Genomic DNA, 26,169 nt, shown 5'->3' on the forward strand with positions numbered 1-26,169 from the left:
TTAGTGTGCCGCCGACGCCGCCGCACCGGCATCGCCGCCGCCCGCGCGTTCGGGCTTGGTGATCCAGATCAAGCCGATCAGCAGCACGAAGATCGCGGCCGAAATGTAGAACAGATCGTTCACGCCGAGCTGCGCCGCCTGCTGCGTGGCCATGTTGTTGATCAGGCCGTGTGCCTGCTCCTGCGTGAGCCCGAGATTACCCATCTGCGTGACGGCCTGATTGAACGTCGGGTTGTACGGATTCGTCTGTTCGACCAGTTGCGCGTGGTGGAAGTTGTTCCGATGATCCCACGCGGTCTGGAAGATCGACGTACCGATGCCGCCGCACATGATCCGCACGAAGTTCGACAGGCCGGACGCCGCTGGAATGCGGTGGCCGGGCAGGCCCGACAACGTGATCGACACGAGCGGGATGAAGAAGCCCGCCATCGCGATGCCCTGCACGAGCGTCGGCAGCGTCAGCGACCATTCGTCGACGCCGGTCGTGTAGCGTGAACGCATCCAGAAGCACAGCGCGAACGTGAGGAACGACGCCGTCGAGATGAAGCGCGGATCGGTGCGCGGCAGATACTTCCCGGTGAGTGGCGACAACAGGATGGCGAACAACCCGACCGGTGCCATCACGAGGCCGGCGTCGGTCGCGGTGTAGCCGATTTGCGTCTGCAGCCACAGCGGTAACAGCACGAGATTGCCGAAGTACAGGCCGTAGCCGATCGACAGCGCGACCGTGCCGCCGGTGAAGTTCCGTATGCGGAACAGCGACAGGTCGACGACCGGGTGCTCGGCGGTCAGCTCCCAGATCACGAAGAACGCGAACGCGATGACGGCGGTGAGCGCGAGCACGACGATCGTCGTCGACGCGAACCAGTCCAGATCCTTGCCCTTGTCGAGCATGATCTGCAGCGAGCCGACCCAGACGACCAGCAGCGCGAGGCCCACGCCGTCGATCGGCGCACGGCGCACGGCCGACTCCCGACTCCGGTAGATCACCCACGTCGCGGCGGCGGCGGCGATGCCAACCGGGATGTTGACGTAGAAGATCCACGGCCACGAATAGTTGTCCGAGATCCAGCCGCCGAGAATCGGGCCCGCGACGGGGGCGATCAGCGTCGTCATCGCCCATAGTGCGAGCGCCATCGGCGCTTTCGCGCGTGGATAGCTCGACAGCAGGAGCGCTTGCGACAGCGGAATCATCGGGCCCGCGACGGCCCCCTGGAGCACGCGCGACGCGAGCAGGAACGGCAGGCTCGGCGCCAGCCCACACATCCACGACGAGATGACGAACAGGACGATCGACGCGAGGAACAGGCGGACTTGCCCGAAACGGTCGGTCAGCCAGCCGGTCAGCGGCACCGAGATTGCGTTCGCGACCGCGAACGACGTGATGACCCACGTGCCCTGATCGGACGACACGCCGAGGTCGCCCGAGATGGTCGGGATCGCGACGTTCGCGATGGACGTGTCGAGCACGTTCATGAACACCGCGAGCGATACCGCGATCGTCCCGAGCAGGAGTTGCCCGCCCTGCAGGGGCGGATGGGAGACAGGAGCCTGTGCCATGTCGGTTGTCTTTCCGGAGTCGGAACGGTTACATCATTTTCGCGGCGCTGCTCTGCTTCGCCGCGACCGGCGCCGACGCGTTGCCGCCTGCGTTCTCGGCGATGATGCGCGCGATTTCGGCGTCGGCTTCGTCGCCGTATTTCGCGAACACGTTGGTCTCGTAGACGGTGTTCGGTGCGTTGACGAGCTGGTCGCCGCGTTCGTCCTTGATGTCCACGTCGACCTGCATCGACAGGCCGATGCGCAGCGGATGCTTGTCGAGATCCTTCGGGTCGAGCTCGATCCGCACCGGCAGGCGCTGCACGACCTTGATCCAGTTGCCGGTCGCGTTTTGCGCGGGCAGCAGCGAGAACGCCGAACCCGTGCCGGCGGAGAAGCCGACGACCTTGCCGTGGTACGTGACCGACGAACCGTAGATGTCGGCCGTCATCTCGACCGGCTGGCCGATGCGCATGTGCTTCAGCTGGACTTCCTTGAAGTTCGCGTCGACCCACACGGCATTGAGCGGCACCACCGACATCAGCGGGTTGCCGGGCGACACGCGCTGGCCGACCTGCACCGAGCGCTTCGCGACGTAGCCGGTGACCGGCGCCGGCAGCACGTTACGCGCGTTCGCGAGGTACGCGTCGCGCACCTTCGCGGCGGCGGCCATCACGTTCGGGTGCGAGGCGATCGTCGTGTTCGCGGTCAATGCGCGATTCGATGCGAGCTGCTGTTGCGCGGCGTCGACGGATGCCTGCGCGGCCTTCACCGCGTCGCGGGCGTGCGAGATTTCCTCCTGCGATACGGCGCCCGTCTGCGCGACGGCCAGGCGGCGACGCAGGTCGTCCTGGGCCTTCGACAGGTCCGACTGGCGCAGCGCGACTTGCGCGCGGTACTGGTCGTCGTTGACGAACAGGCCGCGCACCTGGCGCACCGTCTGCGCGAGGTTGGCTTCCGCCTGCTGCAGCGCGACCTGCGAATCGGCCGGGTCGAGCACGACGAGCGGATCGCCGGCCTTGACCGTTTGCGTGTCGTCCGCCTTCACGGCGATCACGGTGCCGGTGACCTGCGGCGTGATCTGCACGACGTTGCCGTTCACGTACGCATCGTCGGTGTCTTCATGGAAGCGGGCGACGAGGAAGTAGTACAGGCCGTATGCGATGGCCGCGATCACGATGACCGCGACGAGCAGCGTCATCATTCGTTTGCGCTTGCCGTTGTTCTGCGGCTGCGCGCTGGCGGCGTTTTGTTGGTCGCTCATGGCGATTTTCTCCGTCCGTTATTTCGAGTGTCTGCGTAGTGGTGGCGCCGGATCAGTTGGCGGCCTGTTTGGTCGGCGTGGCCGCATCGGGCGCGGCGAGCGGCGTGCCGGTCGCGTCGAACCCGCCGCCGAGCGCCTTGATCAGGGCGAGCTGCATGTCGCGCCGGCGCATTTTCAGGTTGGTCACCGTCTGCTCCGATGCGAGGCGGTTGCTGTCCGCCGTCAGGACCTGCAGTTGCGGCGACAGGCCGGCCTTGTAGCGGATGACCGCGAGATCGTACGCCCGCGTCGAGGCGTCGAGCGCACGTTGGGCGTCGCCCATCTGGCGATCGATCGCGCGGATCGACGCGACTTGCGTCGCGACGTCGTTCAGCGCGCTGATCAGCGTCTGGTTGTAGTTCGCGACCGACAGGTCGAAGTCGGCGTAGCGGCCCTTGAGCTGGGCGCGCAGCGCGCCGGCATCGAAGATCGGCAGGTGGATCGCCGGGCCGAACTGCGCCTGGCGACTCGCGAAGTTCAGGAATTTGCCCCAGCCGAACGCATCGAAGCCGAACCCGGCCGCGAGGTTCACGTCCGGGAAGAACTCGGCCTTCGCTTCCTTCACGTCGTGCATCGCGGCTTCGACCTGCCAGCGCGCGGCGACGATGTCGGGCCGGCGCGACACGAGGTCGGCGGGAAGATTGCCGGGCAGCGCGACTTCGCCGGTGGGGTTCATCACCGGCGCCGCGATCTGCAGCCCGCGATCCGGACCCTTGCCGAGCAGCGCGGCGAGCTGGTAGCGCACCGTCGTGATCTGGCCGTCGAGGTCCGACAGCGAGGCCTGGGTGGTCGCGATGTTGCCGCGGGCCGTCTGGCGTTCGACGTTGGTATCGAGGCCGGCCGATACGCGGCCGTCGGTGATCTTGCCGACCGTCTCGCGGTTGGTTATCTCGCGTTGCGCGATGTCGCGCAACGCATAGAGCTGGGCGAGCGAGTTGTAGGTGCGTGCGACCGACGACGCGAGCGTGATGCGCGCCTGTTGCATGTCGGCTTCGGCGGCCTTTTCCTGCGACACGGCCGTGTGCAGGCGCTCGCGGTTCTTGCCCCACAGGTCGAGTTCCCACGAGGCGCTCGCCAGCGCGTTGTTTTCGCTGTACCACTGGCCGCCGTACGGGGGCGGGAACAGGCCGTTCGCCGAATACAGTTCACGCGTCCAGGAATAACTGGCTTCGGCCTTCGGCATCAGGTTCGAGCGCGACGATTCGATGTACGACGAGGCTTTCGCGATGCGCGCCTGCGCCTGTGCGATCGACGGGTTGCCCTGCAGCGCTTCGTCGATCAGCTTCGGCAATTGCGGATCGCCGAACTGACTGGCCCAGTCGAGTGCCGGCCATTGGCCGCCCTGGGCCGGCAGGCTCTGGGCGGATTCGAATTGCGACGCGGGGGCGATCTGTTTGTCGCTCTTGATGCCGATGTAATTCGCGCAGCCCGCCAGCGCCAGCGCGGCGACCGCGGCGGCGACGGCGGCGCGGCACGACCCGGCGCGCACGGACAACGGGGAGGATTTCATCGCGCTAACCCCTGACTCGGAATGAATGATGGACACTGCAAGGATTTCCTTACATTAATCTGTCAAAAGTAATTGTTATGGCAACTATTACGTGATGCTACCGCCGGCCGTCTCGCAATAGTTGCTGAGAATGCGGCGCAGCATGCTCTTCAGGAACCCGACTTCTTCCGGCGTAAACCCGTCCAGCACCTGGTCGAGCACGCTGCGAAAAATGGGCGGTAGCCGTTCGGCCAGCGCACGGCCTTCGTCGGTGAGCTCGAGGCGCACGACGCGTCGGTCCTCGATGCTGCGCACGCGCGACAGCAGGCCGCGTTTCTCGACCCGGTCGAGCAGGCGCGTGACCGCGCTTGCGTCGATTCCGTATTCGCGCGCGAGTTCGGCGGCCGTCGAGCACTTGCCGACCGCGATCATGAACAGCATGCTCGCCTGTGTGCCCGTGATGCCGAGCTCTTCCTGCGTGCGCTGCGTGACGAGGTTGGTCATCACCGACTTCACGCGCGACATCAGATAACCGACGCTGTCGTTCATCTGATACGAAGACAACTGCGAAACGGGCGGAGAGGTAGGAGAATCCGACATAAAACCCTGAAGCTGCAATAGTTGACTAGGCAGCAGTATAGGCACAATTGCTTGCCGCGGCAAATGTTAATCGAACGGCAAAACCCGCGCTGTGTCTGGCGAGAATCCCTTATCTTGATAAGGTTTTTTTGGCCGATCGGCGAGCGTGCGGAAGAGGATTCGTCCGTTCGGCACAGGAGGGCGGAGCGGCCCGTTTTGCTGCAATGCAATGCGCGGGTCGGCTCTCGACACTCGCACGTGCTATAATTTGAGGCTTTCCAAGCTGCAACGCGCGCGCCCGTGAAAAACGAGCGCGCGCGTTTGCGCGTTCAAACGATTTCCAGGTTTCTATGACCCGCGCCCTTCGCAATATCGCCATCATCGCCCACGTCGACCACGGCAAGACCACGCTCGTCGACCAACTGCTCCGCCAGTCCGGCACCTTCCGCGAGAACCAGCAGATTGCGGAGCGGGTGATGGACTCGAACGACATCGAAAAAGAGCGCGGGATCACGATTCTCGCGAAGAACTGCGCGGTCGAATACGAAGGCACGCACATCAACATCGTCGACACGCCGGGGCACGCGGACTTCGGCGGCGAAGTCGAGCGCGTGCTGTCGATGGTCGACTCGGTGCTGCTGCTCGTCGACGCGGTCGAAGGCCCGATGCCGCAGACGCGCTTCGTCACGAAGAAGGCGCTCGCGCTCGGCCTGAAGCCGATCGTCGTCGTCAACAAGATCGATCGTCCGGGCGCGCGGATCGACTGGGTCATCAACCAGACCTTCGACCTGTTCGACAAGCTCGGCGCGACCGAAGAGCAGCTCGACTTCCCGATCGTGTACGCATCGGGCCTGAACGGCTACGCGTCGCTCGACCCGGCTGCTCGCGAAGGCGACATGCGCCCGCTGTTCGAGGCGATCCTCGCGCACGTGCCGGTTCGCCCGGCCGATCCGGAAGCGCCGCTGCAGCTCCAGATCACGTCGCTCGACTATTCGACGTACGTCGGCCGGATCGGCGTCGGCCGCATCACGCGCGGCCGCATCAAGCCGGGCCAGCCGGTCGCGATGCGTTTCGGCCCGGAAGGCGACGTGCTGAACCGCAAGATCAACCAGGTGCTGTCGTTCAAGGGCCTGGAGCGCGTGCAGGTCGAGTCGGCCGAGGCGGGCGACATCGTGCTGATCAACGGTATCGAAGACGTCGGCATCGGCGCGACGATCTGCGCGGTCGACACGCCGGAAGCGCTGCCGATGATCACCGTCGACGAGCCGACGCTGACGATGAACTTCCTCGTCAACTCGTCGCCGCTCGCCGGCCGCGAAGGCAAGTTCGTGACGAGCCGCCAGATCCGCGACCGTCTGATGAAGGAGCTGAACCACAACGTCGCGCTGCGCGTGAAGGATACCGGCGACGAAACGGTGTTCGAAGTGTCCGGTCGCGGCGAACTGCACCTGACGATTCTCGTCGAGAACATGCGCCGCGAAGGCTACGAGCTGGCCGTGTCGCGTCCGCGCGTCGTGATGCAGGAGATCGACGGCGTGCGTCACGAGCCGTACGAGCTGCTGACGGTCGACGTCGAGGACGAACACCAGGGCGGCGTGATGGAAGAGCTGGGCCGCCGCAAGGGCGAGATGCTCGACATGGCGTCGGACGGCCGCGGCCGCACGCGTCTGGAATACAAGATCTCGGCGCGTGGCCTGATCGGCTTCCAGAGCGAATTCCTGACGCTCACGCGCGGCACGGGCCTGATGAGCCACATCTTCGACTCGTACGCGCCGGTCAAGGACGGCTCGGTCTTCGAACGCCGCAACGGCGTGCTGATCTCGCAGGACGATGGCGCCGCGGTCGCGTACGCGCTGTGGAAGCTGCAGGATCGCGGCCGCATGTTCGTGAAGCCGGGCGATGCGCTGTATGAGGGCATGATCATCGGCATCCACAGCCGCGACAACGACCTCGTCGTGAACCCGATCAAGGGCAAGCAGTTGACCAACGTGCGCGCGTCGGGCACCGACGAAGCCGTGCGTCTCGTGCCGCCGGTCCAGATGTCGCTGGAATACGCGGTCGAATTCATCGACGACGACGAGCTCGTCGAAGTGACGCCGCAGTCGATCCGCCTGCGCAAGCGCTTCCTGAAGGAGCACGAGCGTCGCCGCGCGAGCCGCGAAGGCGCGGTCGACTAAGCATCGATCGTTCCCGCATATCAGGGAAAAGGCTGCCTTCGGGCGGCCTTTTTTGCATTCGTGCGACCGGCAACCGGGCCGGTTGCAAAACACTGTTCCCGCAGGCCGCGGCAATCCGGCAAAACCCCGCCGCGCGGTGCTTTCACGCGCATTTCGCCGTGAACTCCGGTATCGGTTCTGTGATATGCTGCGCGCACGCAAGTTTTAGGTCCTTCCAAGCAAGACTTGATTCGCAATCCGCTAAACGGTCAGGCCGTGTCGCGGAAGGTTGAGTAACCCGCTATTTCTCGAGAAGCTCGAAGAAAGGTGAGCGTAAAATGTCAGATGTAATGAAGCAGTTTCAGCTGAACTCCTATCTGTTCGGCGGCAATGCTTCGTACGTTGAAGAACTGTACGATGCATACCTCAACAATCCGGCATCGGTGCCGGAGAACTGGCGAGAGTATTTCGACGCGCTGCAGAACGTGCCTGCGACGGACGGCTCGAATGCCAATGACGTCGCTCACTTCCCGATCGTCGAATCGTTCGCCGAGCGTGCGAAGGCCAATGCCTTCATTCCGCGCGAAAGCACCAGCAATCTCGCGACCGCACGCAAGCAGGTGCACGTCCAGTCGCTCATCAGCGCCTATCGCTTCCTCGGCTCGCAATGGGCCAACCTCGATCCGCTGAAGCGTCGCGAGCGTCCGGCCATTCCCGAGCTCGAACCCGCGTTCTACGATTTCTCCGAAGGCGACCTCGACCAGACGTATAGCGCAAGCAACCTGTACTTCGGTTTCGACCAGGCTTCGCTGCGCGACATCGTCAAGGGCCTGCGCGACACGTACTGCGGCACGATCGGCGCCGAGTACATGTACATCAGCGATCCGGAACAGAAGCGCTGGTGGCAGGAGCGCCTGGAATCGATCCGCGCGACCCCGTCGTTCTCGGCCGACAAGAAGAAGCACATCCTGAATCGCCTGACGGCCGCCGAAGGCCTCGAGCGCTACCTGCACACCAAGTACGTCGGCCAGAAGCGCTTCTCGCTCGAAGGCGGCGAAAGCTTCATCGCGGCGATGGACGAAGTCGTCCAGCACGCAGGCAAGCGCGGCGTGCAGGAAATCATCATCGGCATGGCTCACCGCGGCCGTCTGAACGTGCTGGTCAACACGCTGGGCAAGATGCCGGCCGACCTGTTCGCCGAATTCGAAGGCAAGCACGTCGACGACCTGCCGGCCGGCGACGTGAAATACCACAAGGGCTTCTCGTCGGACGTGTCGACGGAAGGCGGCCCGGTCCACCTGTCGCTCGCGTTCAACCCGTCGCACCTCGAAATCGTGAACCCGGTGGTCGAAGGTTCCGCGAAGGCGCGGATGGACCGTCGCGGCGACGAAGACGGCCTGCAGGTGCTGCCGGTGCAGATCCACGGCGACGCGGCGTTCGCCGGCCAGGGCGTCGTGATGGAAACGCTGAACCTGGCGCAGACGCGCGGTTACGGCACGCACGGCACGCTGCACATCGTCATCAACAACCAGATCGGCTTCACGACGTCCGACCCGCGCGACGCGCGCTCGACGCTGTACTGTACCGACGTCGTCAAGATGATCGAAGCGCCGGTGCTGCACGTGAACGGCGACGATCCGGAAGCCGTCGTGCTCGCGACGCAGATCGCGATCGACTACCGGATGCAGTTCCACAAGGATGTCGTGATCGACATCGTCTGCTTCCGCAAGCTGGGCCACAACGAGCAGGACACGCCGGCCGTCACGCAGCCGCTGATGTACAAGAAGATCGCGCAGCACCCGGGCACCCGTGCGCTGTATGCCGAGAAGCTCGTGCAGCAGGGCGTGATCACCGCGGAAGACGCCGACAACTACGTGAAGGCGTACCGCAAGGCGATGGACGACGGCCACCACACCGTCGATCCGGTCCTGTCGAACTACAAGAGCAAGTACGCGGTCGACTGGGTGCCGTTCCTGAATCGCAAGTGGACGGACGCAGCCGACACGGCCGTGCCGCTCGCCGAATTGAAGCGTCTCGGCGAACGCATCACGACGATTCCGGAAAACTTCAAGGTTCACCCGCTCGTCGAGCGCGTGATCAACGACCGCCGCAACATGGCGCGCGGCGACCAGCCGCTCGACTGGGGCATGGGCGAACACCTCGCATTCGCGTCGCTCGTCGCGTCGGGCTACTCGGTGCGCCTGACGGGCCAGGACTCGGGCCGCGGCACGTTCACGCACCGTCACGCGGTGCTGCACGACCAGAACCGCGAGCGCTGGAACGACGGCACGTACGTGCCGCTGCAGAACATCGCCGAAGGTCAGGCGAAGTTCACGGTGATCGACTCGGTGCTGTCGGAAGAAGCGGTGCTGGGCTTCGAATACGGCTACTCGACCGCCGAGCCGAACACGCTCGTGATGTGGGAGGCGCAGTTCGGCGACTTCGTCAACGGCGCGCAAGTCGTGATCGACCAGTTCATCTCGTCGGGCGAAGTGAAGTGGGGCCGCGTGTCGGGCCTCACGATGCTGCTGCCGCACGGCTACGAAGGCCAGGGTCCGGAACACTCGTCCACGCGGATCGAGCGTTTCCTGCAACTGTGCGCCGACCACAACATGCAGGTCGTCCAGCCGACGACGCCGGCGCAGATCTTCCACCTGCTGCGTCGCCAGATGATCCGCCTGTTCCGCAAGCCGCTGATCGTCGCCACGCCGAAGTCGCTGCTGCGTCACAAGGAAGCAGTGTCGGATCTGTCGGAACTGGCGAAGGGTTCGTTCCAGCCGGTGCTGGGCGAAACCGACGGCGGCATCGACGCGAAGAAGGTCAAGCGCGTGCTGGTGTGCTCGGGCCGCGTGTACTACGACCTCGTCGCGCATCGCCGCGAAGCGAAGGCGAACGACGTCGCGATCATTCGTATCGAGCAGCTGTATCCGTTCGCGCACAAGCAGTTCGAAGCCGAAATGAAGAAGTACGAGAACGCGACTGAAGTGGTCTGGGTGCAGGACGAGCCGCAGAACCAGGGCCCCTGGTTCTACGTCGAGCACCACCTGAAGGAAGGCATGAAGGAAGGGCAGAAGCTGGCATACAGCGGCCGTCCGGCTTCGGCCTCGCCGGCGGTTGGCTACTACGCGAAGCACTACGAGCAGCAGAAGGCCCTGATCGAAGGTGCATTCGGCCGCCTGAAGAGCGCATCGATCGCGAAATAATCGACGTCAAGCGAAACGGGAAGGCGCGCGGCGCTTTCCCGTTCCTTTTGGCCTGCCGGGCGCGTCGCGCGCCGCACCGGCCGAAGGAATCGCACGAACCTCGTCACACCCCAGATTAAGCATCCAGGAAAATCACATGGCTATCGTAGAAGTCAAAGTCCCCCAGCTTTCGGAGTCGGTGTCGGAAGCCACCATGCTGCAGTGGAAGAAGAAGCCGGGCGAAGCAGTCGCGCAGGACGAAATCCTGATCGAACTCGAGACCGACAAGGTCGTCCTCGAAGTGCCGGCGCCGGCAGCGGGCGTGCTCGCGCAAGTGCTGCAGAACGACGGCGACACGGTGGTCGCCGATCAGGTGATCGCGACGATCGACACCGAAGCGAAGGCAGGTGCTGCCGAAGCAGCGGCAGGCGCCGCCGAAGTCAAGCCGGCGGCAGCGCCTGCTGCAGCCGCACCGGCCGCACAGCCGGCCGCCGCGACCGCATCGAGCTCGGCCGCCGCATCGCCGGCCGCAGCGAAGCTGCTGGCCGAGAAGGGCCTGTCGACGGGCGACGTCGCAGGTTCGGGCCGTGACGGCCGTGTCACGAAGGGCGACGCGCTGGCCGCAGGCAGCGCACCGAAGGCTGCTCCGGCCGCCGCACCGGCGAAGACCGCCGCCGCGAAGCCGGCGCTGCCGGAAGTGAAGGTGCCGGCGTCGGCAGCGACGTGGCTGAACGACCGTCCGGAGCAGCGCGTGCCGATGTCGCGCCTGCGCGCGCGTATCGCCGAGCGCCTGCTCGAATCGCAGCAGACCAACGCGATCCTGACGACGTTCAACGAAGTGAACATGGCTCCGGTCATGGAACTGCGTAACAAGTACAAGGACAAGTTCGAGAAGGAACACGGCGTGAAGCTCGGCTTCATGTCGTTCTTCGTGAAGGCGGCCGTTCACGCGCTGAAGAAGTTCCCGCTCGTGAACGCGTCGATCGACGGTAACGACATCGTCTACCACGGCTACTTCGACATCGGTATCGCGGTCGGTTCGCCGCGCGGCCTGGTCGTGCCGATCCTGCGCAACGCGGATCAGCTGAGCCTCGCCGAAATCGAGAAGAAGATCGCCGAATTCGGCCAGAAGGCGAAGGACGGCAAGCTGTCGATCGAGGAAATGACGGGCGGTACGTTCTCGATCTCGAACGGCGGCGTGTTCGGTTCGATGCTGTCGACCCCGATCATCAACCCGCCGCAGTCGGCGATTCTCGGCGTGCACGCGACGAAGGAGCGCCCGGTCGTCGAAAACGGCCAGATCGTGATCCGCCCGATCAACTACCTGGCGCTGTCGTACGACCACCGGATCATCGACGGCCGCGAAGCCGTGCTGTCGCTCGTCGCGATGAAGGATGCGCTGGAAGATCCGGCACGCCTGCTGCTCGACCTGTAAGCCGAGTCTCACTGCATCGACCCGTTCGCAGGTTCGCGCGCATGCGTGAACCTGCGGGCGTACAAGTAGAAAGGATTGTCATGTCCAAGGAATTTGACGTCGTCGTGATCGGCGCCGGCCCCGGCGGCTACATCGCCGCGATTCGCGCCGCGCAGCTCGGCAAGACCGTTGCCTGTATCGAGAAGTGGAAGAACCCGGCCGGCGCGCTGAAGCTCGGCGGCACCTGCCTGAACGTCGGCTGCATCCCGTCGAAGGCGCTGCTCGCGTCGTCGGAAGAGTTCGAGAACGCGTCGCATCACCTGGCCGACCACGGCATCACGGTCGACGGCGTGAAGATCGACGTCGCGAAGATGCTCGGCCGCAAGGATGCGATCGTCGAGAAGATGACGAGCGGGATCGAGTTCCTGTTCAAGAAGAACAAGATCACCTGGCTGAAGGGCCATGGCAAGTTCACCGGCAAGACCGATGCCGGCGTGCAGATCGAAGTGAGCGGCGAGGGTGAAACCGAAGTCGTCACCGCGAAGAACGTGATCATCGCGACGGGTTCGAAGGCGCGTCACCTGCCGAACATCCCGGTCGACAACAAGATCGTGTCGGACAACGAAGGTGCGCTGACGTTCGACTCGGTGCCGAAGAAGCTCGCCGTGATCGGCGCGGGCGTGATCGGCCTCGAGCTGGGCTCGGTGTGGCGCCGCCTCGGTGCCGACGTGACGGTGCTCGAAGCGCTGCCGGCCTTCCTCGGCGCAGCCGACGAAGCGCTTGCGAAGGAAGCGGCGAAGCTGTTCAAGAAGCAGGGCCTCGACATCCATCTCGGCGTGAAGATCGGCGACGTGAAGACGACCGCGAACGACGTGTCGATCGCTTACACGGACAAGGACGGCAACGCGCAGACGCTCGACGCCGACCGCCTGATCGTGTCGGTCGGCCGTGTGCCGAACACCGACAACCTCGGCCTCGAGGCCATCGGCCTGAAGGCGAACGAGCGCGGCTTCATCGACGTGGACGACCACTGCCGCACGGCCGTGCCGAACGTCTACGCGATCGGCGACGTGGTGCGCGGCCCGATGCTCGCGCACAAGGCGGAAGACGAAGGCGTGCTGGTCGCGGAAGTGATCGACGGGCAGAAGCCGCACATCGACTACAACTGCATTCCGTGGGTGATCTACACGTACCCGGAAATCGCGTGGGTCGGCAAGACGGAGCAGCAGCTGAAGGCCGAAGGCCGCGAGATCAAGACGGGCAAGTTCCCGTTCTCGATCAACGGTCGCGCGCTCGGCATGAACGCGCCGGACGGTTTCGTGAAGATGATCGCGGACGCGAAGACCGACGAACTGCTCGGCGTGCACGTGATCGCCGCGAACGCGTCGGACCTGATCGCGGAAGCCGTGGTGGCGATGGAGTTCAAGGCGGCGTCGGAAGACATCGCCCGCATCTGCCATCCGCACCCGTCGATGTCGGAAGTGATGCGCGAAGCGGCGCTCGCGGTCGACAAGCGCTCGCTGAACAGCTGAGCACGGTGTAGCGCTCTGCCGGCCGTCGGCCGGCGCAGCCGTCTCATGACGAAGGCGGGCGGGGTTTCCCGCTCGCCTTCGTTCTTTCCGGTTTGCCCGATGAACGTCACCGAATACTACACGCGCGAACTGACCACGCGCGGCTATCAGTCCGATCCCGCTCAGCGCGCGGCCGTCGATCGCCTGCAGCGCTGTTTCGACGAATGGGTCGACTACAAGGCGCGCCGCTCGAACGCTTTCAAGAAGCTCATCAATCACCCGGATCTCCCGCGCGGCGTCTACATGTGGGGCGGTGTCGGTCGCGGCAAGAGCTTCCTGATGGACAGCTTCTACGCAGTCGTACCCGTGCAGCGCAAGACGCGCCTGCATTTCCACGAATTCATGCGGGAAGTGCACCGCGAGCTCGAGGAACTGAAGGGGCAGGCCGATCCGCTCGACGAACTCGCGCGACGCATCGCGAAGCGTTACCGGCTGATCTGCTTCGACGAGTTTCACGTGTCGGACATCGCCGACGCGATGATCCTGTATCGCTTGCTCGATCGCCTGTTCAACAATGGCGTGCAGTTCGTGATGACGTCCAATTACGATCCCGACGACCTGTATCCGGACGGCCTGCATCGCGACCGCATGCTGCCGGCGATCGCGCTGATCAAGGAAAAGCTCGACGTGCTCAACGTCGACGCGGGGGTCGACTATCGTCAGCGCACGCTCGCGCAGGTGAAGATGTATCACACGCCGCTCGGCGCGGAAGCCGATCGCGAACTGCGCCATGCCTTCGGCAAGCTCGCGGCCGTGCCTGACGAAAGCCCGATCCTGCATATCGAGAAGCGCGAACTGAAGGCGCTGCGCAAGGCGGACGGCGTCGTGTGGTTCGATTTCGCGACGCTGTGCGGCGGCCCGCGTTCGCAGAACGACTACCTCGAACTGGCGAGCCGTTTTCATGCGGTCGTGCTGTCCGAGGTGCCGCAGATGTCGCCGCGGATGGCGTCCGAGGCGCGCCGCTTCACCTGGCTCATCGACGTGCTCTACGATCACAAGGTCAAGCTGCTGATGTCCGCGGCGGTGCCGGCCGAAGCGTTGTACGTCGAAGGCCCGATGGCCAACGAATTCGCGCGTACGGTCTCGCGCATCGTCGAGATGCAGTCGAAGGAGTATCTCGAAACGCCGCGCCGCATCGTCGATACGTCGTTGACCTGAGCGGATGGCGGGTGCTCGCAATTGGCGTCATTCAAACGTCAATTTCGGTTAGATTCAGCGAATCTTCGGGTATTTTCGGATTTGTCTTATATTCATCGTTGAGGTGAGCCGATATTGTGGTGTCATGGTTATTAAGGCTGGAGATGTCCATGACACCGTATCGCGATTTGACCGACCACGAATGGCGCTGCGTCGCGCCGCTTCTGCCCGAAATGCAGCCGCGCACCGAGTTGCGCGGCCGGCCGTTAGCCAATACGCGGGCCGTGCTGAACGGTGTGCTGTGGGTGATCTACAGTGGCGCAACATGGTCGGCCATGCCGCGCCGTTACCCGTCGTATCAGACATGCCATCGCCGTTTCAAGGTATGGCACGAAACGGGCACGCTGATGAACGTGATGCGTGAGCTCTACGGCGACGCCGGCATGAACCTGTGCAACGAACTGTCCGCGCGGATGCGCAAGCATACGCAATCGAAGGCGGCGGAGGCGCGTAGCAACGCGGCGCCCGCGTATCGTGCACCGGGTAGCTATGCATCGGATGCGATGAAGCACGCGGCGTGATGTCCTTCGGTTTTCGTTGTGCACGCCCCAAAAGGAAATCGGCCTGACGACGTCGTCGCAGGCCGATTTTTTTATTGAGCCGCGCGTTTTGGCGCGTACTGCGTTATTGCTGGCGGACCCAGGTCTGCGACCGGCCCAGCAGCGACACGCCGATGTAGCCGCGCACCACGAGCTTCTGGCCGCCGTCTTCAAGCGTCATCTTGCACTTGTAGACCTTGCCGTTCTCCGGGTCGAGAATGTTGCCGCCGTCCCAGTGGTCGCCGTCCTTCTTCATCGCCTTGATGATCGTCATGCCCTTGATGAGCTGATCCTTGCGCTCGTCCGTGCACGCGGTGCAGCGGCGATCGGGCGTATCGTTTGCGCCGAGGCCCTTGACGACCTTGCCCGTCAGCGAGCCGTCGCCGTCCTCGGCGATCTGCACGAGCGCTTTTGGTTGATGGGTGTTGTCGTCGATCGTCTGCCACATGCCGACGGGGCTGTCGGCTTGCGCGAACGTGGGGGTTGCGCACGCGAGCAGAGCGCCGGCAATGGCGATCGCACGCAACGGGCGGGTCAGTTGAATCATTGTCATCCTCCTTGTTTTGCATGTCTGTTCGATTTGCCCGTACGCCCGTCTGCATGGGGCGGGTCTGTTGCGAGCTTCGCCAGAATACGTGAAACCGTGCGCCACGTTTGATAGAGGGGACTCTAATCGAAACAGCCCGCGTGACGCGGGCTGTGGGGCGACTTTGGTGACCGATCAGTTGAGCTGATACGAGAACGCGGCGTTGATGCGCGGGCTGCGTGACGCGCTTTCGACCGGTGCGTCGCCCACCGGCTTGGCGACGTTCAGGTCGAGACTGTAGTAGCGGCTGTCCGTCAGCCGCACGCCGATGCCGACCGACGACATGCGGTTCGGCGATGGCGTGCCCGAGTGCAGATACACGCGCGCCATGTCGTACGCGATGTACGGCGTGATCGATTTCAGATACGTCCAGCCCGGTGTGAAACCGCGGTTGACTTCGAGCGACATCCCCCAGCCCGAGTCGCCCGACGTTTCGCCCGGCTGGTAGCCGAGCGCGTAGCGGGTCGAGCCGAACGAGATCTGTTCGGACGTCGGCAGCGAGTCGGGACTGTATTGCCCGGTCAGCGACACCGACGTGCCGATCCGGAACGGCCATTCGTTCGTCTGCGTGAAGGTCGCGCCGGTGCGGACGAAGGTCAGCGAGATGGGGTCGTCGTAGTTTGTTGTGGTGCCGCCGTTGGTACCGACCTGCGATTTCGATGCGCCGAGGACATCGAATGCCTTGGCGACGTTGACGCTCAATTTACGTACCTGCTTCGGTTGGACACTCGTGTAGTCGAGCTGCATTTGAAGGACGCGAACCTGCGACCGGTTGTCGAGCGTCGCACCGGTGATTTTGTTCTGGTAGCGATCTTCGTTATGCGACGCATAACCCGACACGGTGCCAAGCAGGCTGCGCTGGTTGTTCAACAAAATCGGATAGGAAGCCGAAAGACCTAGTTTTTCGTTCTTGACTGTACGTTCGATAGTCGACGGCAACCCCGGGTTATCGGTCGGTTTGCCGCGATACGTGCTGGCATCGAGGCGCGTGATCAGGCCGCTGCTGCCGACGGGCAGGGCGCCGCTGAACGCGAAGTAGGTCTGCTTGTCGCGCCCCGGCGGCGCGAGCGCCGAGATGCTCAACTGCTCGCCGAACGACGTGAGGCCGTTTTCGGTTGCGGTGATGAGGCCCTGGACGCCCGGGTGGTTGAAGTCGATACCCGTGCTGACGTTGAACGGCTTGCGATCCACCGCAAGTTCGAGCGTCGTCGCGCCGTCGGTGGTTTGCGGCGGCGGGACATTCGCTTTCACCGTCAGGCCGGGCAGCAGGCCGAACGTGTTCACGTAGCGCTCGAACGTCGCGCGGCGCAGCGGACGATCGGCCGTGATGTGCGCGGCGATCGCGCGAATCTTCGGTTCCATCGCGCCGGGTTTGCCGGTGACCTTGACGTCCGCCACGTAGCCTTCGACCACCGTGATGCGCACGACACCGTTCTCGAACGTCTGCGCGGGAACGAACGCGAACGACAGCGCGTAGCCGCGTTCCTGGTACAGCTTCGTCACGCCGTTGGCGGTTTCGATCAGCTCGCCGATCGTGATGTCCTTGCCGACGAGCGGTGTGAAGCGGCGCGTGATTTCCTCGAACGGCACCGACTTCACGCCTTCGACCTGGAACGTCGTCGGCGTCAGGTGTCGCGACAGCAGCTCCTGCAATTGCGGCGCCTGCGGTGCGACCTGAACGGTGACGTTCGGGCCCGTCTTCGGTGCGTTGATCTGGGGAAGGGAGTCGAGCGGGTTACCGCCGACGCGCGTTTGTGCCTGTGCCGTGCCTGCTGCCGCGATGGCGAGCAGCATCATCCATCTGTCGAGTCTGGATTTCATTGTTCTTCCTCGTAGGCCTTGCTTTTCGTCTTCTTTGTAATGCCGGCGCACGACACCAGGGTGTCGCGCGCCGCGTGCCGCAATGCCGGTTGTGTTTGTACGGCCGCGTCATTCGCTCCGGCTGCGATGACGCGACCGTCCTCCTTACTTGCCAACGCTACCCAACGTACCCAGCAACCCCGTGACCGGTGCCAGCAGACCCGTCGAACCGCTGCCCGACGACGCCGTACCCGACACGCTGCCGACCAACGACGTGACCGGCGCGAGCGGGCTCGAGCCCCCGGACCCTGCTGCACCGCCGACCGCTCCGGTGACAGTATTCAGCAAACCGGTGACGGGCGCGAGAGGGTTAGCACTGCCCGCGCCGCCCGTTGCGCCGCCGAGCGTGCCGGTGACCGTCGACACGAGATTCGTGACGGGCGCGAGCGGGCCGCTGCCCGAGCCGCCCGCTGCGCCGCCGAGCGCGCCCGTGAGCGAGCCGAGCGGCGTCGAGCCAAGACCCGACAACAGGCCGCCGAGCGGGTTCGTCGAACCGGAACCCGACGACGAGCCGTTCTGAACGGTTGCCGTCGAGCCGCCGACGAGGCTCGTGATCAGGCCGGGGATCGGTGCCGCGCCGTTCGGGCCGTTCGGATTGACGAGGCCGCCCGTGTTGGTCACGGTATTGCCGACCGCGGTCACGAGCTGGCCGACGTCGCCGACGAGCGGCTGGCTCGACGTGCCGGCGACCTGCTTGCCGGCCGAGCTGATTGCGCCGCCGATCTGGCCGAGCAGGCCCGAGACGGGTTGGCCGAGGCCGGTCGTCGTGCCGACCTGCTGCGTGACCTGGCCGGCGGTGATCACGAGCGGCGTGATCGCCGAGCTGATCGGTTGCGTGACCTGCTGGACGGCGCCCGACGACAGCGTCGAGCCGATCGTCGTGCCGGCGGCCGTCAGGCCGTTGGCGACCGTATCGAGCACGGTGCCGACCGGCGTCGTGACCGGCGCGAGCGGTGCCAGCGGGCCGGTGCCCAGCGCCTTGACCGTCGAGCTCAGGCCGGACACCGTGTTGCTGGTCGCGCCGACGACGTTGCCGAGACCGGCAACCGTGGTGCCGACCGGGTCCTTCGTCGAGCCGATCTGCCCCAGCCCGTTGCTCACCGCATCGGCGGCCGCGCCGACGATCGTGCCGGTGCTGGACAGCGTGCTGCCGACGCCCTTCGTCACACCGTCGCCGAGGCCCGGCAGGCTGATGTTGCCGACCGTGCTGCCGAGGTCGGTGGCCGTCTGGCCGACCGTGCTGATGACGCCCTTGGTGCCGGTCGGCGAACCGCTGGTGCCGCTCGTGCCGGGCGTGCCGCTCGTGCTCGGGTTGTTGTTGTCGTTGCTGCTGGTCGGCGGCGAGCTGACGCCGCCACCGCCGCAGGCGGCCAGCAGGCACGCTGCGGCGAAGGCGGTGAGGGGCATGCGCCAGTGGCGCAGGGCGACCGTCGTGATGGAACGTTGCTGGGACATGATGGACTCCTCGCTGTCTTTTCGATGAATGGATGTCGGATTACTTGCCGTGCGTGCCGCCGAGCAGGCCGCCGATCAGCGACGTGACGGGCGCAAGCGGATTCGACGACGAGCCCGCGTTCGTGACGGCACCCGTGCCGCCGCTCAGTGCCGGTACGCCGACCGTGCTCGTGACCGTGGAGACGGCATTCGTCACCGGTGCGAGCGGGCTGCTGCCGCCTGCGCCGCCCGTCACGCCGCCGAGTGCGCCCGTGACTGCGCCGAGGAGGCCCGTGACCGGTGCGAGCGGGCCGCCGCTGGTACCGCCCGTTGCGCCGCCGAGCGCGCCGGTGACCGTCGAGACGAGGCCCGTAACCGGTGCGAGCGGACCGCCGCTGCCGCCTGCTGCGCCGCCCAGTGCACCCGTGACCGTCGAGACGAGGCCCGTGACCGGTGCGAGCGGACCGCCGCTGCCGCCTGCTGCGCCACCCAGTGCACCCGTGACCGTCGAGACGAGCCCCGTGACCGGCGCGAGCGGGCCGCCGCTGCCGCCTGCTGCGCCACCCAGTGCGCCCGTGACGGTCGAGACCAGGCCCGTGACCGGTGCGAGCGGGCCGCTGCCGCCACCCGTTGCGCCGCCGAGTGCGCCGGTAACCGTCGACACGAGACCCGTGAGCGGGGCAAGCGGGTTTGTCACGCCGCCGGTGCCGCCCGTGAGCAGGCCACCGACGGCCTTCACGGTATTGCCCGTCGACGAGACGGTGTTGCCGAGGCCGGTGGTGACCGGGTTGCCGCCCGTCGATGCGAGCAGCGCGCCGGCCTGATTCAGCCCGTTGCCGACCGTGCCGAGCAGCGTATTGACCGGCGCGCCGAGGCCGGTTGCCGTGCCGATCGTCTGGGTCGTCTGGCCGACCATCGTCGTGATCGGCGTGATGGCCGAGCTGACCGTCTGCGTGACCTGCTGGATCGGGCCGGTCGACAGCACGTTGGTGAGCGTGGTGCCGCCGTTTGACACGGCGCCGCCGAGCGTCGTGACGAGGCCGCCGACCGCGCCCGTGACCGGCGCGAGCGGTGACAGCGGGCCGCTGCCGAGGCTCGTGACGAGGTTGCCCGTTTGCGTGACTGCGCCGCCGAGCTGATTGACCACGCCGCCCGTGCTGGCGACCGTGGTGCCGACCGGATCCTTCGTCGCGCCGAGCTGGCCGAGCCCGCTGCCGAGGCCGTTGCCCAGCGCAGAGACCGCGCCGCCCACGCTTTGCACGATGCCGCCCGCGGCTTGCGTGGTGGCCGGATTGACGCCCGGCAGCGTTTGGCTACCGATGACGGAGCCGAGACCGGAGACGGTGCTGCCGGCATTCGTGATGATGTTGCTGCCGCTTGCGAGGACATTTCCCACCGGGTTCGCCGACACACCGGAGGTGCCGGACGTACCGCTCGTGCCCGAGGTTCCGCTGGTGCCGGACGTACCGCTCGTGCCCGAGGTTCCGCTGGTGCCGGACGTGCCGCTCGTGCCCGAGGTACCACTCGTGCCGGAGGTACCGCTCGTACCCGACGTGCCGCTCGAGCCGTTGCCGCCCGACGTGGAGATCGTATCGCCGCCGCCGGAGCTCGAGCCGCCGCCGAGACCCTGGCTGATGGAGCCGGAGCCGCCGCAAGCGGAAAGGGAAAGCATGGCTGCAACGGTGGCCGCGATCAGAGTCGTCCGGAACACGCCATGAGGGATAACCTTAATGTCCATTTCGTCCTCGCATTAAAAATGTGTTGTGAACTGCGTTGTGTTGAGTGGTGCGAGGACTACTCTGCAACTGTCGTGCCATTTCGATGCCCGACGGTTCGACGACCGGTTTTAAACGAGGCAATTCCTTGTCGGAGAAGGAAGTTATGGAAATTGAAAGATTGTTGAATCTGTTTAAGAGAGGATGAATGAGAACGGTTTCGGCCGTTTCGTAACGTAACGTCACAACATTGGCGTTACGGATGCGGCGTAACGTGGGGCCCACGCAGGTTTGGTGGACGAGGCAATTGTTTTACTGGTGGATTAGGTGTGCACATCTAACCTATCGTAAATCCTATGTGTAAGTCGTACCGAAACGCCGTACAAATACGTTGTGCTCCTGATCATTTTTTCCGCCCGAGTAGTTGAAAAGAGGTTGGAATTTAAATGGGAACGGATATAGAATCGGGAGCAGATGTAAGCAAATGTACGGTTCGGTACACTACGTTCGAGGAGGGGCACTATCGCGAATGTTAACTTGCATCAAATCGTGAGCAATGCCCTTCGGGGCGACCTATAAAGAAAGCGCACCCGGTTGTCGTTACAGCAGATGTGGCGAACGGCTGGGGCAAACGGCCAGATATGCGGGGACGTATACGTATAAAAGGCCAGAAAACGTAAATACAGGCACGAGGAATAAAATGAAAGCAATCATCAAGCGTTTCCTTAAGGAAGAAGACGGGGTTACCGCAGTCGAGTACGGACTCATCGCCGGACTCATCGCCGTCGCTCTCGTCAGTGCGATGAGCACGTTGACGGGTGGCATCTCGGGTGCGTTCACCTACATCGCCAGCAAACTGCCGGCGGCATAACGAACGAGCTTTGCTCATTTCCCTGTTGTCAGGGGCGCGGATTGCTTCGGCAATCCGCGCGGTAAGTTTTGCCGTTCGGGGTGTAAATGATCCTGCTCACTGGCGTCGGGGTTTTCCTCGCGTGGGCGATGCTTGTCGCGCTCGAGGACATCCGTCATAGGCGTATACCGAATTCACTGGTGATCGGTGGATTCGCGTTTGCATTTGTACTCGCCGGACATAATCCGTTCGGCATATCCGTGAATCAGGCGCTCATTGGCGTACTGGTCGGTTTTCTGAGCCTCTTTCCCTTTTTTGTGCTGCGCGTAATGGGTGCCGCGGATGTCAAGGTATTCGCGGTGCTGGGCGCGTGGTGCGGCCCGCATGCGCTGCTGTGGCTCTGGATCACTGCGAGCCTGCTGGCATTCGCGCATGCCGGTACGCTGATCTTCGCCACCCGTACGCCCGTGTCGGCGTTGTGGCAGCGGCGTTCGCCGACGATGCAGATCGCCGGTTTCCGGGCGTCGCCGTATGCCGCGTTTCTCGTGATTCCCGCGGCGCTGTGGTGCCTGTACCGGATCGCGACCGGGGGGATGCAATGACGGTCGTTTGTCCGGTATCCGGTATGCGACGTCGCGAGCGCGGTGCGACGGCGATCGAATTTGCGCTGATGTTGCCCGTGTTCTTCCTGATCCTGTACGCGATCATCACGTACGGGATGATCTTCGCGGCCCAGCAGAACCTGACGCTTGCCGCAACGGAAGGCGCTCGCGCCGCGCTGAACTATCAGCAGGTCGGTGCGGCCGCGTCGGTGCAGGCAGCGCAGCAAGCCGCGTTGGCGGCGCGAGCCCAGGCCGCATGCACGGCCGCGACGAACCTGACCACGTGGCTGAAAGGGTCGACATGCTCGCCCACGCAGCAAGGCAATTGTTCGTACGACCCGACGATGCTGTGCGTGCAGATCACGCTGACCTACCCCTACTCGCAGAGTCCCCTGATTCCGGCGTTCCCGCTGCTCGGTTCGCTGTTGCCGGTGCCATCGACACTCACCGGAACCGCGATGGTCCAGATCAGCCCGGTCAACATCATATAGACGGCAGCTGCGGCGTCGTGCCGGGTCGAGGGCGCCCGGTCGGCAACGTTGCGTGGAGAATTCAATCGTGAGTAGCGGGGAAGCATAACAACACCATGGCCAACAATCTGACGAAGATCATTGCGGGTTTGCTGATCGCGATCGCGATTCTGCTCGGCGTCTATGCATGGATGCTCGGTCGCAAGCCGGCCGATGTCGCGCCGGTTGCCTCGACGGTCGCCACGCAGAGCGTGCCGGTCGTCGTGACGACTCGGCCGTTGCAAGCCGGCCAACCGATTCCGGCCGATGCGCTGAAGGTCCAGCAGTCGACCGCCGCGCCCCAGGGGGCGTTCGCCGATCCGCTGCAACTGGTCGGTCGCACCCCGGCAGCCGACATTCCCGCCCATGCGGCCGTCGTCGCGAGCGCATTGTCGTCCGGTCTCGCCGAGCAGATCGCACCGGGAGAGCGCGCCGTCGCGATCAAGGTCGACGAGACCAACGCGGTCGGCAATCGCGTGCGCCCCGGCAACTATGTCGACGTGTTCGTGAATCTGAAGCGCGACGGAACCGGCGTGGCGATCGGCGGGACGTCGACGGCGGAGATCGTGAATACTCAGGCGCGGCTGCTGATGTCGAAGGTTCGTGTGCTGTCGTTCGGCGATGCAACGACCGAGCGAGACAGTTCGAACGGCTCGGTGGTCGGGACGCGGACCGCGGTGCTGGCCGTGCCCACCGCACAGGTCGACGCGCTGACGCTCGCCGAGCAGAGCGGTCGACTCCTGCTCGCGCTGCGTAACCCACGCGACGACGATGTCGCGGCGCAAACCGTCGCGGTTCGCGTCGGCGACGACAAGAGCCCGTCGGCGGTTGCCGCTGCCGGCATGGTGCTGGGCGAGTTGTCGAAGAGTGCGACGGCGCCGGCTCCGCGTGTGGCGCCGCGGGTGGTCGCACGGCGTCCGAGCGGTGGCGGCATCGAAGTGATTCGGGGTGGGCGGACCGAAACGGTCGCTTATTGAGTGGGACGAAGACGGCAAACAATGAAAAAGAAACTGATTGGTTTGGCTATTGCATTGAGCGCGCTGGCGATGCCGCCGCTGTCGGACGCGGCCGACACGAGCGGGACGATCAGCCTTGCAATCGGCGCGCAACGGCAGCTTGCGACGGGGCGTGCGCTGCAGCGGGTTGCGGTCGGCGATCCGTCGGTGGCCGACGTGGTCGTCGTCAAGGGCGGGCGCGGCGGCGTGCTGCTGGTGGCGAAGAATGCCGGCGCGACGAACGTGATGATCTGGGAGCGCGGCCGCGACGAGCCGACCGTCTATAACGTGAACGTCACGAGCGGGGCGGCGCGGGCACTCCTCGACGGCGCGTCGCCGAGCGTGAACACGTACGGCGGCACGACGGTGATCGGCGGTACGTCCGGAACGCTCGACGGCCATCAGCGGGCCGTGCATGCGGCGAAGACGGTCGGCGGCAAGGACGGGACGACGCTGGATGCGTCGACGATCTCCGGCAAGAATGTCGTGCAGGTCGACGTGCGGGTCGTCGAATTCAGCCGCTCGGTGCTGAAGCAGGCGGGGCTCAATTTCTTCAAGCAGAGCAACGGCTTTGCGTTCGGGGCCTTCGCGCCGACGGGGCTGACATCGATTACCGGCTCGCCGAACAGCTCGCTCACCTACAACACGAACGTGCCGATTTCGTCGGCGTTCAACCTCGTCATCCATTCCATGTCCCGCGGGTTGTTCGCCGACCTGTCGATTCTCGAGGCGAATAACCTGGCCCGAGTACTCGCGCAGCCGACGCTCGTCGCGTTGTCCGGCCAGAGCGCGAATTTCCTCGCGGGCGGCGAAATTCCGGTGCCGGTGCCGCAATCGCTCGGCACGATCTCGATCGAGTGGAAACCCTACGGCGTCGGGCTGACGGTGACGCCGACCGTGCTGAATCCGCGGCGGATCGCGCTGAAGGTCGCGCCCGAATCGAGTCAGCTCGACTTCGTGCATTCGATCACGATCAACGGCGTGCAGGTGCCCGCGCTGACGACGCGGCGTGCGGACACGACGGTCGAGCTCGGCGACGGCGAAAGCTTCGTGATCGGCGGCTTGATCGACCGCGAGACCACGTCCAACGTCAACAAGGTGCCGTTCCTGGGCGATCTGCCGATCATCGGCGCGTTTTTCAAGAATCTGAGCTACCAGCAGAACGACAAGGAGCTCGTGATCATCGTGACGCCGCATCTCGTTGCACCGATCGCGCAGGGCGCACCGCTGCCGGCGACGCCGGGGGAGCTGTCCGAGCAGCGCGACGGTCCGGTGTGGCGTTCGTACCTGGGCGGCATGGCATCGCCGGACGCAGGGCCGGGGTTCTCGAAATGAGCGCGCCGAATCGTTACCGGACCGCGCAGGCCGTCGCGCATGACGCGATGCCTTGCTTCATTGGGAGTATTCAAGATGAATGCGAGAACCTATTCCTTGGCTGAGCCCGCCGTCACCGACCACTTCGTCTGCGCATCCTCTCTTGCCGAGCATGTGCATTGGCTGTCGCAATCGCTGGTGTCCGCCGGCGCGGTCGAAGGGGTACCGCTCGACGGCGCCGCGCTGTCGCAGCGTATCGGCGTGTTGAATCCGGCGCTGGTATTCATCGATTTTTCCGGTGATTGCGCGGCTGCAAGCACGGTGGTATCCGCGGTACGCGCGGCGCATCCGGGCGTGCCGGTCGTCGCACTGGGCTCGCTCGCGCAACCCGAAGGCGCACTCGCCGCGCTGCGCGCGGGGGTGCGCGATTTCGTCGATTTTTCCGCACCGGCCGACGAAGCGCTGCGGATCACGCGGGTGTTGCTCGACAACGTCGGCGAGCCGGCGAATCGCCATGGGAAGGTCACCGCATTGCTCGGTGCGCGCGCCGGGATGGGGGTGAGCACGCTCGCCGCGAACCTGTCGGTGCTGATGCAGCGCCGGCCGGCCGCACCCGCGCACACGGCGGCGCTCCTCGATCTCGGGCTGCCGGCCGGCGACGGCGCGCTGTTCCTGAACACGCGCTGCGAATTTCATTTCGTCGAGGCGGTGCGCAACCTGCGCCGGATCGACCGCACGTTCGTGACGACTGCGCTCGCGCGCCACTCGAGCGGCGTCGCCCTGACGACGCTGCCGCCGAATCTCGCCGAGCTGCGCGACGTGGCGACGGCGTCGTGCGCGGCGCTGCTGAACCGGCTGCGGGCGTTCTTCGATCACCAGATCGTCGATCTCGGCGGCTTTCCGAATCGCGAATTCATCGCGCAGGTCGTGAACCTGGCGGACGAAGCATGGCTGGTTTGCGACCAGGGCGTGGCGTCGGTCGTGTCTGCCGTCGAGATGCTGGACGGGTTGCGCGAGGCCGGTGCCGCGACCGACCGGATCCGGCTCGTCGTCAACCAGTTCGACGCCGAGCTCGGCTTGATGCCCGCACAGATCGCCGAACGGCTCGAACTGTCGCTGGTTGCGACACTGCCGTCGCGGCGCGTGTCGATCGGGCATGCGGCGAACCAGGGCAAGCTGATCGCAGAGGTCGCGGAACGTGATCCGTACGTCCGTGCGCTCGGGCCGCTGGTCGAGCGCCTCGCGGGCGCGCCGGCGCCCGGAGCGACCCCGCGTGCGGCCGGCGGCCTCTCGGCGCTCAGGCGCATCATTCAATCCTCAACGAAGCGGTCGTAA

General features: G+C 65.0%; 20 protein-coding genes. 12 read left to right on the forward strand and 8 right to left on the reverse strand.

Going from position 1 to position 26,169, the window contains the following annotated elements; all coding sequences use genetic code 11:
• From WS95_RS23905 to WS95_RS23920, 4 genes are all read right to left on the reverse strand, one after another.
• Window positions 1-1,560 carry a DHA2 family efflux MFS transporter permease subunit gene (locus WS95_RS23905; RefSeq protein ID WP_034207117.1) on the reverse strand — a complete coding sequence of 520 codons (1,560 nt, stop codon included), beginning with the start codon at window positions 1,558-1,560 and terminating at the stop codon, window positions 1-3.
• Between the two features lie 28 nt (window positions 1,561-1,588).
• On the reverse strand, window positions 1,589-2,803 hold the full coding sequence (locus WS95_RS23910) for an HlyD family secretion protein (protein ID WP_034207118.1): 1,215 nt from the start codon (window positions 2,801-2,803) through the stop codon (window positions 1,589-1,591).
• A 52-nt stretch (window positions 2,804-2,855) separates the two neighbouring features.
• Window positions 2,856-4,352 (reverse strand): efflux transporter outer membrane subunit, encoded by a 1,497-nt coding sequence (locus tag WS95_RS23915; RefSeq protein WP_034207119.1) that lies wholly within the window; start codon window positions 4,350-4,352, stop codon window positions 2,856-2,858.
• Window positions 4,353-4,439: 87 nt separating this feature from the next.
• Complete coding sequence (locus tag WS95_RS23920) at window positions 4,440-4,931, reverse strand: MarR family winged helix-turn-helix transcriptional regulator (protein ID WP_034207120.1); 492 nt, start codon at window positions 4,929-4,931, stop codon at window positions 4,440-4,442.
• 329 nt (window positions 4,932-5,260) lie between these two features.
• Here WS95_RS23920 and typA point away from each other — a divergent pair, with 329 nt between their 5' ends.
• The 6 genes from typA to WS95_RS23950 all read left to right on the forward strand — a co-directional run bounded on the left by typA (window position 5,261) and on the right by WS95_RS23950 (window position 14,951).
• Window positions 5,261-7,087 (forward strand): translational GTPase TypA, encoded by a 1,827-nt coding sequence (gene typA, locus WS95_RS23925; protein WP_034207121.1) that lies wholly within the window; start codon window positions 5,261-5,263, stop codon window positions 7,085-7,087.
• Window positions 7,088-7,404: 317 nt separating this feature from the next.
• Window positions 7,405-10,269, forward strand: a complete 2,865-nt coding sequence (locus WS95_RS23930) for a 2-oxoglutarate dehydrogenase E1 component (RefSeq protein ID WP_059826529.1) — start codon at window positions 7,405-7,407, stop codon at window positions 10,267-10,269.
• Window positions 10,270-10,405: 136 nt separating this feature from the next.
• Window positions 10,406-11,683, forward strand: coding sequence for a 2-oxoglutarate dehydrogenase complex dihydrolipoyllysine-residue succinyltransferase (gene odhB, locus WS95_RS23935; RefSeq protein ID WP_059785457.1), 1,278 nt, complete (start codon window positions 10,406-10,408; stop codon window positions 11,681-11,683).
• Between the two features lie 80 nt (window positions 11,684-11,763).
• Window positions 11,764-13,194, forward strand: a complete 1,431-nt coding sequence (lpdA, locus tag WS95_RS23940; protein ID WP_059826530.1) for a dihydrolipoyl dehydrogenase — start codon at window positions 11,764-11,766, stop codon at window positions 13,192-13,194.
• A 99-nt stretch (window positions 13,195-13,293) separates the two neighbouring features.
• Window positions 13,294-14,391, forward strand: coding sequence for a cell division protein ZapE (gene zapE, locus WS95_RS23945; protein ID WP_059826533.1), 1,098 nt, complete (start codon window positions 13,294-13,296; stop codon window positions 14,389-14,391).
• 149 nt (window positions 14,392-14,540) lie between these two features.
• The gene (locus WS95_RS23950) at window positions 14,541-14,951 is read left to right on the forward strand and encodes a transposase (protein WP_034207126.1); all 411 of its coding nucleotides are present in this window, start codon (window positions 14,541-14,543) and stop codon (window positions 14,949-14,951) included.
• Between the two features lie 103 nt (window positions 14,952-15,054).
• Here WS95_RS23950 and WS95_RS23955 read toward each other — a convergent pair whose 3' ends face one another.
• From WS95_RS23955 to WS95_RS23970, 4 genes are all read right to left on the reverse strand, one after another.
• Window positions 15,055-15,516: a DUF2147 domain-containing protein gene (locus WS95_RS23955; protein ID WP_034207127.1), complete on the reverse strand. Its 462-nt coding sequence runs from the start codon at window positions 15,514-15,516 to the stop codon at window positions 15,055-15,057.
• 174 nt (window positions 15,517-15,690) lie between these two features.
• Window positions 15,691-17,376: a ShlB/FhaC/HecB family hemolysin secretion/activation protein gene (locus WS95_RS23960; RefSeq protein WP_059826535.1), complete on the reverse strand. Its 1,686-nt coding sequence runs from the start codon at window positions 17,374-17,376 to the stop codon at window positions 15,691-15,693.
• 144 nt (window positions 17,377-17,520) lie between these two features.
• Window positions 17,521-18,870, reverse strand: coding sequence for a collagen-like triple helix repeat-containing protein (locus WS95_RS23965; RefSeq protein ID WP_034207129.1), 1,350 nt, complete (start codon window positions 18,868-18,870; stop codon window positions 17,521-17,523).
• A gap of 40 nt (window positions 18,871-18,910) precedes the next feature.
• The gene (locus WS95_RS23970) at window positions 18,911-20,587 is read right to left on the reverse strand and encodes a collagen-like triple helix repeat-containing protein (RefSeq protein ID WP_059826536.1); all 1,677 of its coding nucleotides are present in this window, start codon (window positions 20,585-20,587) and stop codon (window positions 18,911-18,913) included.
• A gap of 677 nt (window positions 20,588-21,264) precedes the next feature.
• Between WS95_RS23970 and WS95_RS23975 the strand changes: the two genes are divergently transcribed.
• From WS95_RS23975 to WS95_RS24000, 6 genes are all read left to right on the forward strand, one after another.
• Window positions 21,265-21,435, forward strand: coding sequence for a Flp family type IVb pilin (locus WS95_RS23975; RefSeq protein WP_059785476.1), 171 nt, complete (start codon window positions 21,265-21,267; stop codon window positions 21,433-21,435).
• Between the two features lie 86 nt (window positions 21,436-21,521).
• Window positions 21,522-22,016, forward strand: coding sequence for an A24 family peptidase (locus WS95_RS23980; RefSeq protein ID WP_059826538.1), 495 nt, complete (start codon window positions 21,522-21,524; stop codon window positions 22,014-22,016).
• Window positions 22,013-22,507: a TadE/TadG family type IV pilus assembly protein gene (locus WS95_RS23985; RefSeq protein WP_059785483.1), complete on the forward strand. Its 495-nt coding sequence runs from the start codon at window positions 22,013-22,015 to the stop codon at window positions 22,505-22,507. Before WS95_RS23980 ends, WS95_RS23985 begins: the two co-directional genes overlap by 4 nt.
• A 95-nt stretch (window positions 22,508-22,602) precedes the next feature.
• Window positions 22,603-23,502, forward strand: coding sequence for a Flp pilus assembly protein CpaB (gene cpaB / locus WS95_RS23990; RefSeq protein ID WP_034207134.1), 900 nt, complete (start codon window positions 22,603-22,605; stop codon window positions 23,500-23,502).
• 21 nt (window positions 23,503-23,523) lie between these two features.
• A complete protein-coding gene (locus WS95_RS23995) occupies window positions 23,524-24,855 on the forward strand; it encodes a type II and III secretion system protein family protein (RefSeq protein ID WP_034207135.1) in 1,332 nt (443 codons plus the stop codon).
• A gap of 75 nt (window positions 24,856-24,930) precedes the next feature.
• Window positions 24,931-26,169, forward strand: coding sequence for a fimbrial protein (locus WS95_RS24000; protein ID WP_034207136.1), 1,239 nt, complete (start codon window positions 24,931-24,933; stop codon window positions 26,167-26,169).

It is taken from the genome of Burkholderia sp. MSMB1826 (assembly GCF_001526325.1).
Lineage (GTDB): Bacteria > Pseudomonadota > Gammaproteobacteria > Burkholderiales > Burkholderiaceae > Burkholderia.

Coding starts and splice junctions, on each gene's coding strand:
- WS95_RS23905 (WP_034207117.1), bottom strand. CDS start 1,560: ATGGCACAGGCTCCTGTCTCCCATCCGCCCCTGCAGGGCGGGCAACTC.
- cpaB (WP_034207134.1), top strand. CDS start 22,603: ATGGCCAACAATCTGACGAAGATCATTGCGGGTTTGCTGATCGCGATC.
- WS95_RS23985 (WP_059785483.1), top strand. CDS start 22,013: ATGACGGTCGTTTGTCCGGTATCCGGTATGCGACGTCGCGAGCGCGGT.
- zapE (WP_059826533.1), top strand. CDS start 13,294: ATGAACGTCACCGAATACTACACGCGCGAACTGACCACGCGCGGCTAT.
- lpdA (WP_059826530.1), top strand. CDS start 11,764: ATGTCCAAGGAATTTGACGTCGTCGTGATCGGCGCCGGCCCCGGCGGC.
- WS95_RS23970 (WP_059826536.1), bottom strand. CDS start 20,587: ATGGACATTAAGGTTATCCCTCATGGCGTGTTCCGGACGACTCTGATC.
- WS95_RS23950 (WP_034207126.1), top strand. CDS start 14,541: ATGACACCGTATCGCGATTTGACCGACCACGAATGGCGCTGCGTCGCG.
- WS95_RS23920 (WP_034207120.1), bottom strand. CDS start 4,931: ATGTCGGATTCTCCTACCTCTCCGCCCGTTTCGCAGTTGTCTTCGTAT.
- WS95_RS23910 (WP_034207118.1), bottom strand. CDS start 2,803: ATGAGCGACCAACAAAACGCCGCCAGCGCGCAGCCGCAGAACAACGGC.
- WS95_RS23975 (WP_059785476.1), top strand. CDS start 21,265: ATGAAAGCAATCATCAAGCGTTTCCTTAAGGAAGAAGACGGGGTTACC.
- WS95_RS23965 (WP_034207129.1), bottom strand. CDS start 18,870: ATGTCCCAGCAACGTTCCATCACGACGGTCGCCCTGCGCCACTGGCGC.
- WS95_RS24000 (WP_034207136.1), top strand. CDS start 24,931: ATGAATGCGAGAACCTATTCCTTGGCTGAGCCCGCCGTCACCGACCAC.
- WS95_RS23980 (WP_059826538.1), top strand. CDS start 21,522: ATGATCCTGCTCACTGGCGTCGGGGTTTTCCTCGCGTGGGCGATGCTT.
- typA (WP_034207121.1), top strand. CDS start 5,261: ATGACCCGCGCCCTTCGCAATATCGCCATCATCGCCCACGTCGACCAC.
- WS95_RS23995 (WP_034207135.1), top strand. CDS start 23,524: ATGAAAAAGAAACTGATTGGTTTGGCTATTGCATTGAGCGCGCTGGCG.
- WS95_RS23960 (WP_059826535.1), bottom strand. CDS start 17,376: ATGAAATCCAGACTCGACAGATGGATGATGCTGCTCGCCATCGCGGCA.
- WS95_RS23915 (WP_034207119.1), bottom strand. CDS start 4,352: ATGAAATCCTCCCCGTTGTCCGTGCGCGCCGGGTCGTGCCGCGCCGCC.
- odhB (WP_059785457.1), top strand. CDS start 10,406: ATGGCTATCGTAGAAGTCAAAGTCCCCCAGCTTTCGGAGTCGGTGTCG.
- WS95_RS23955 (WP_034207127.1), bottom strand. CDS start 15,516: ATGATTCAACTGACCCGCCCGTTGCGTGCGATCGCCATTGCCGGCGCT.
- WS95_RS23930 (WP_059826529.1), top strand. CDS start 7,405: ATGTCAGATGTAATGAAGCAGTTTCAGCTGAACTCCTATCTGTTCGGC.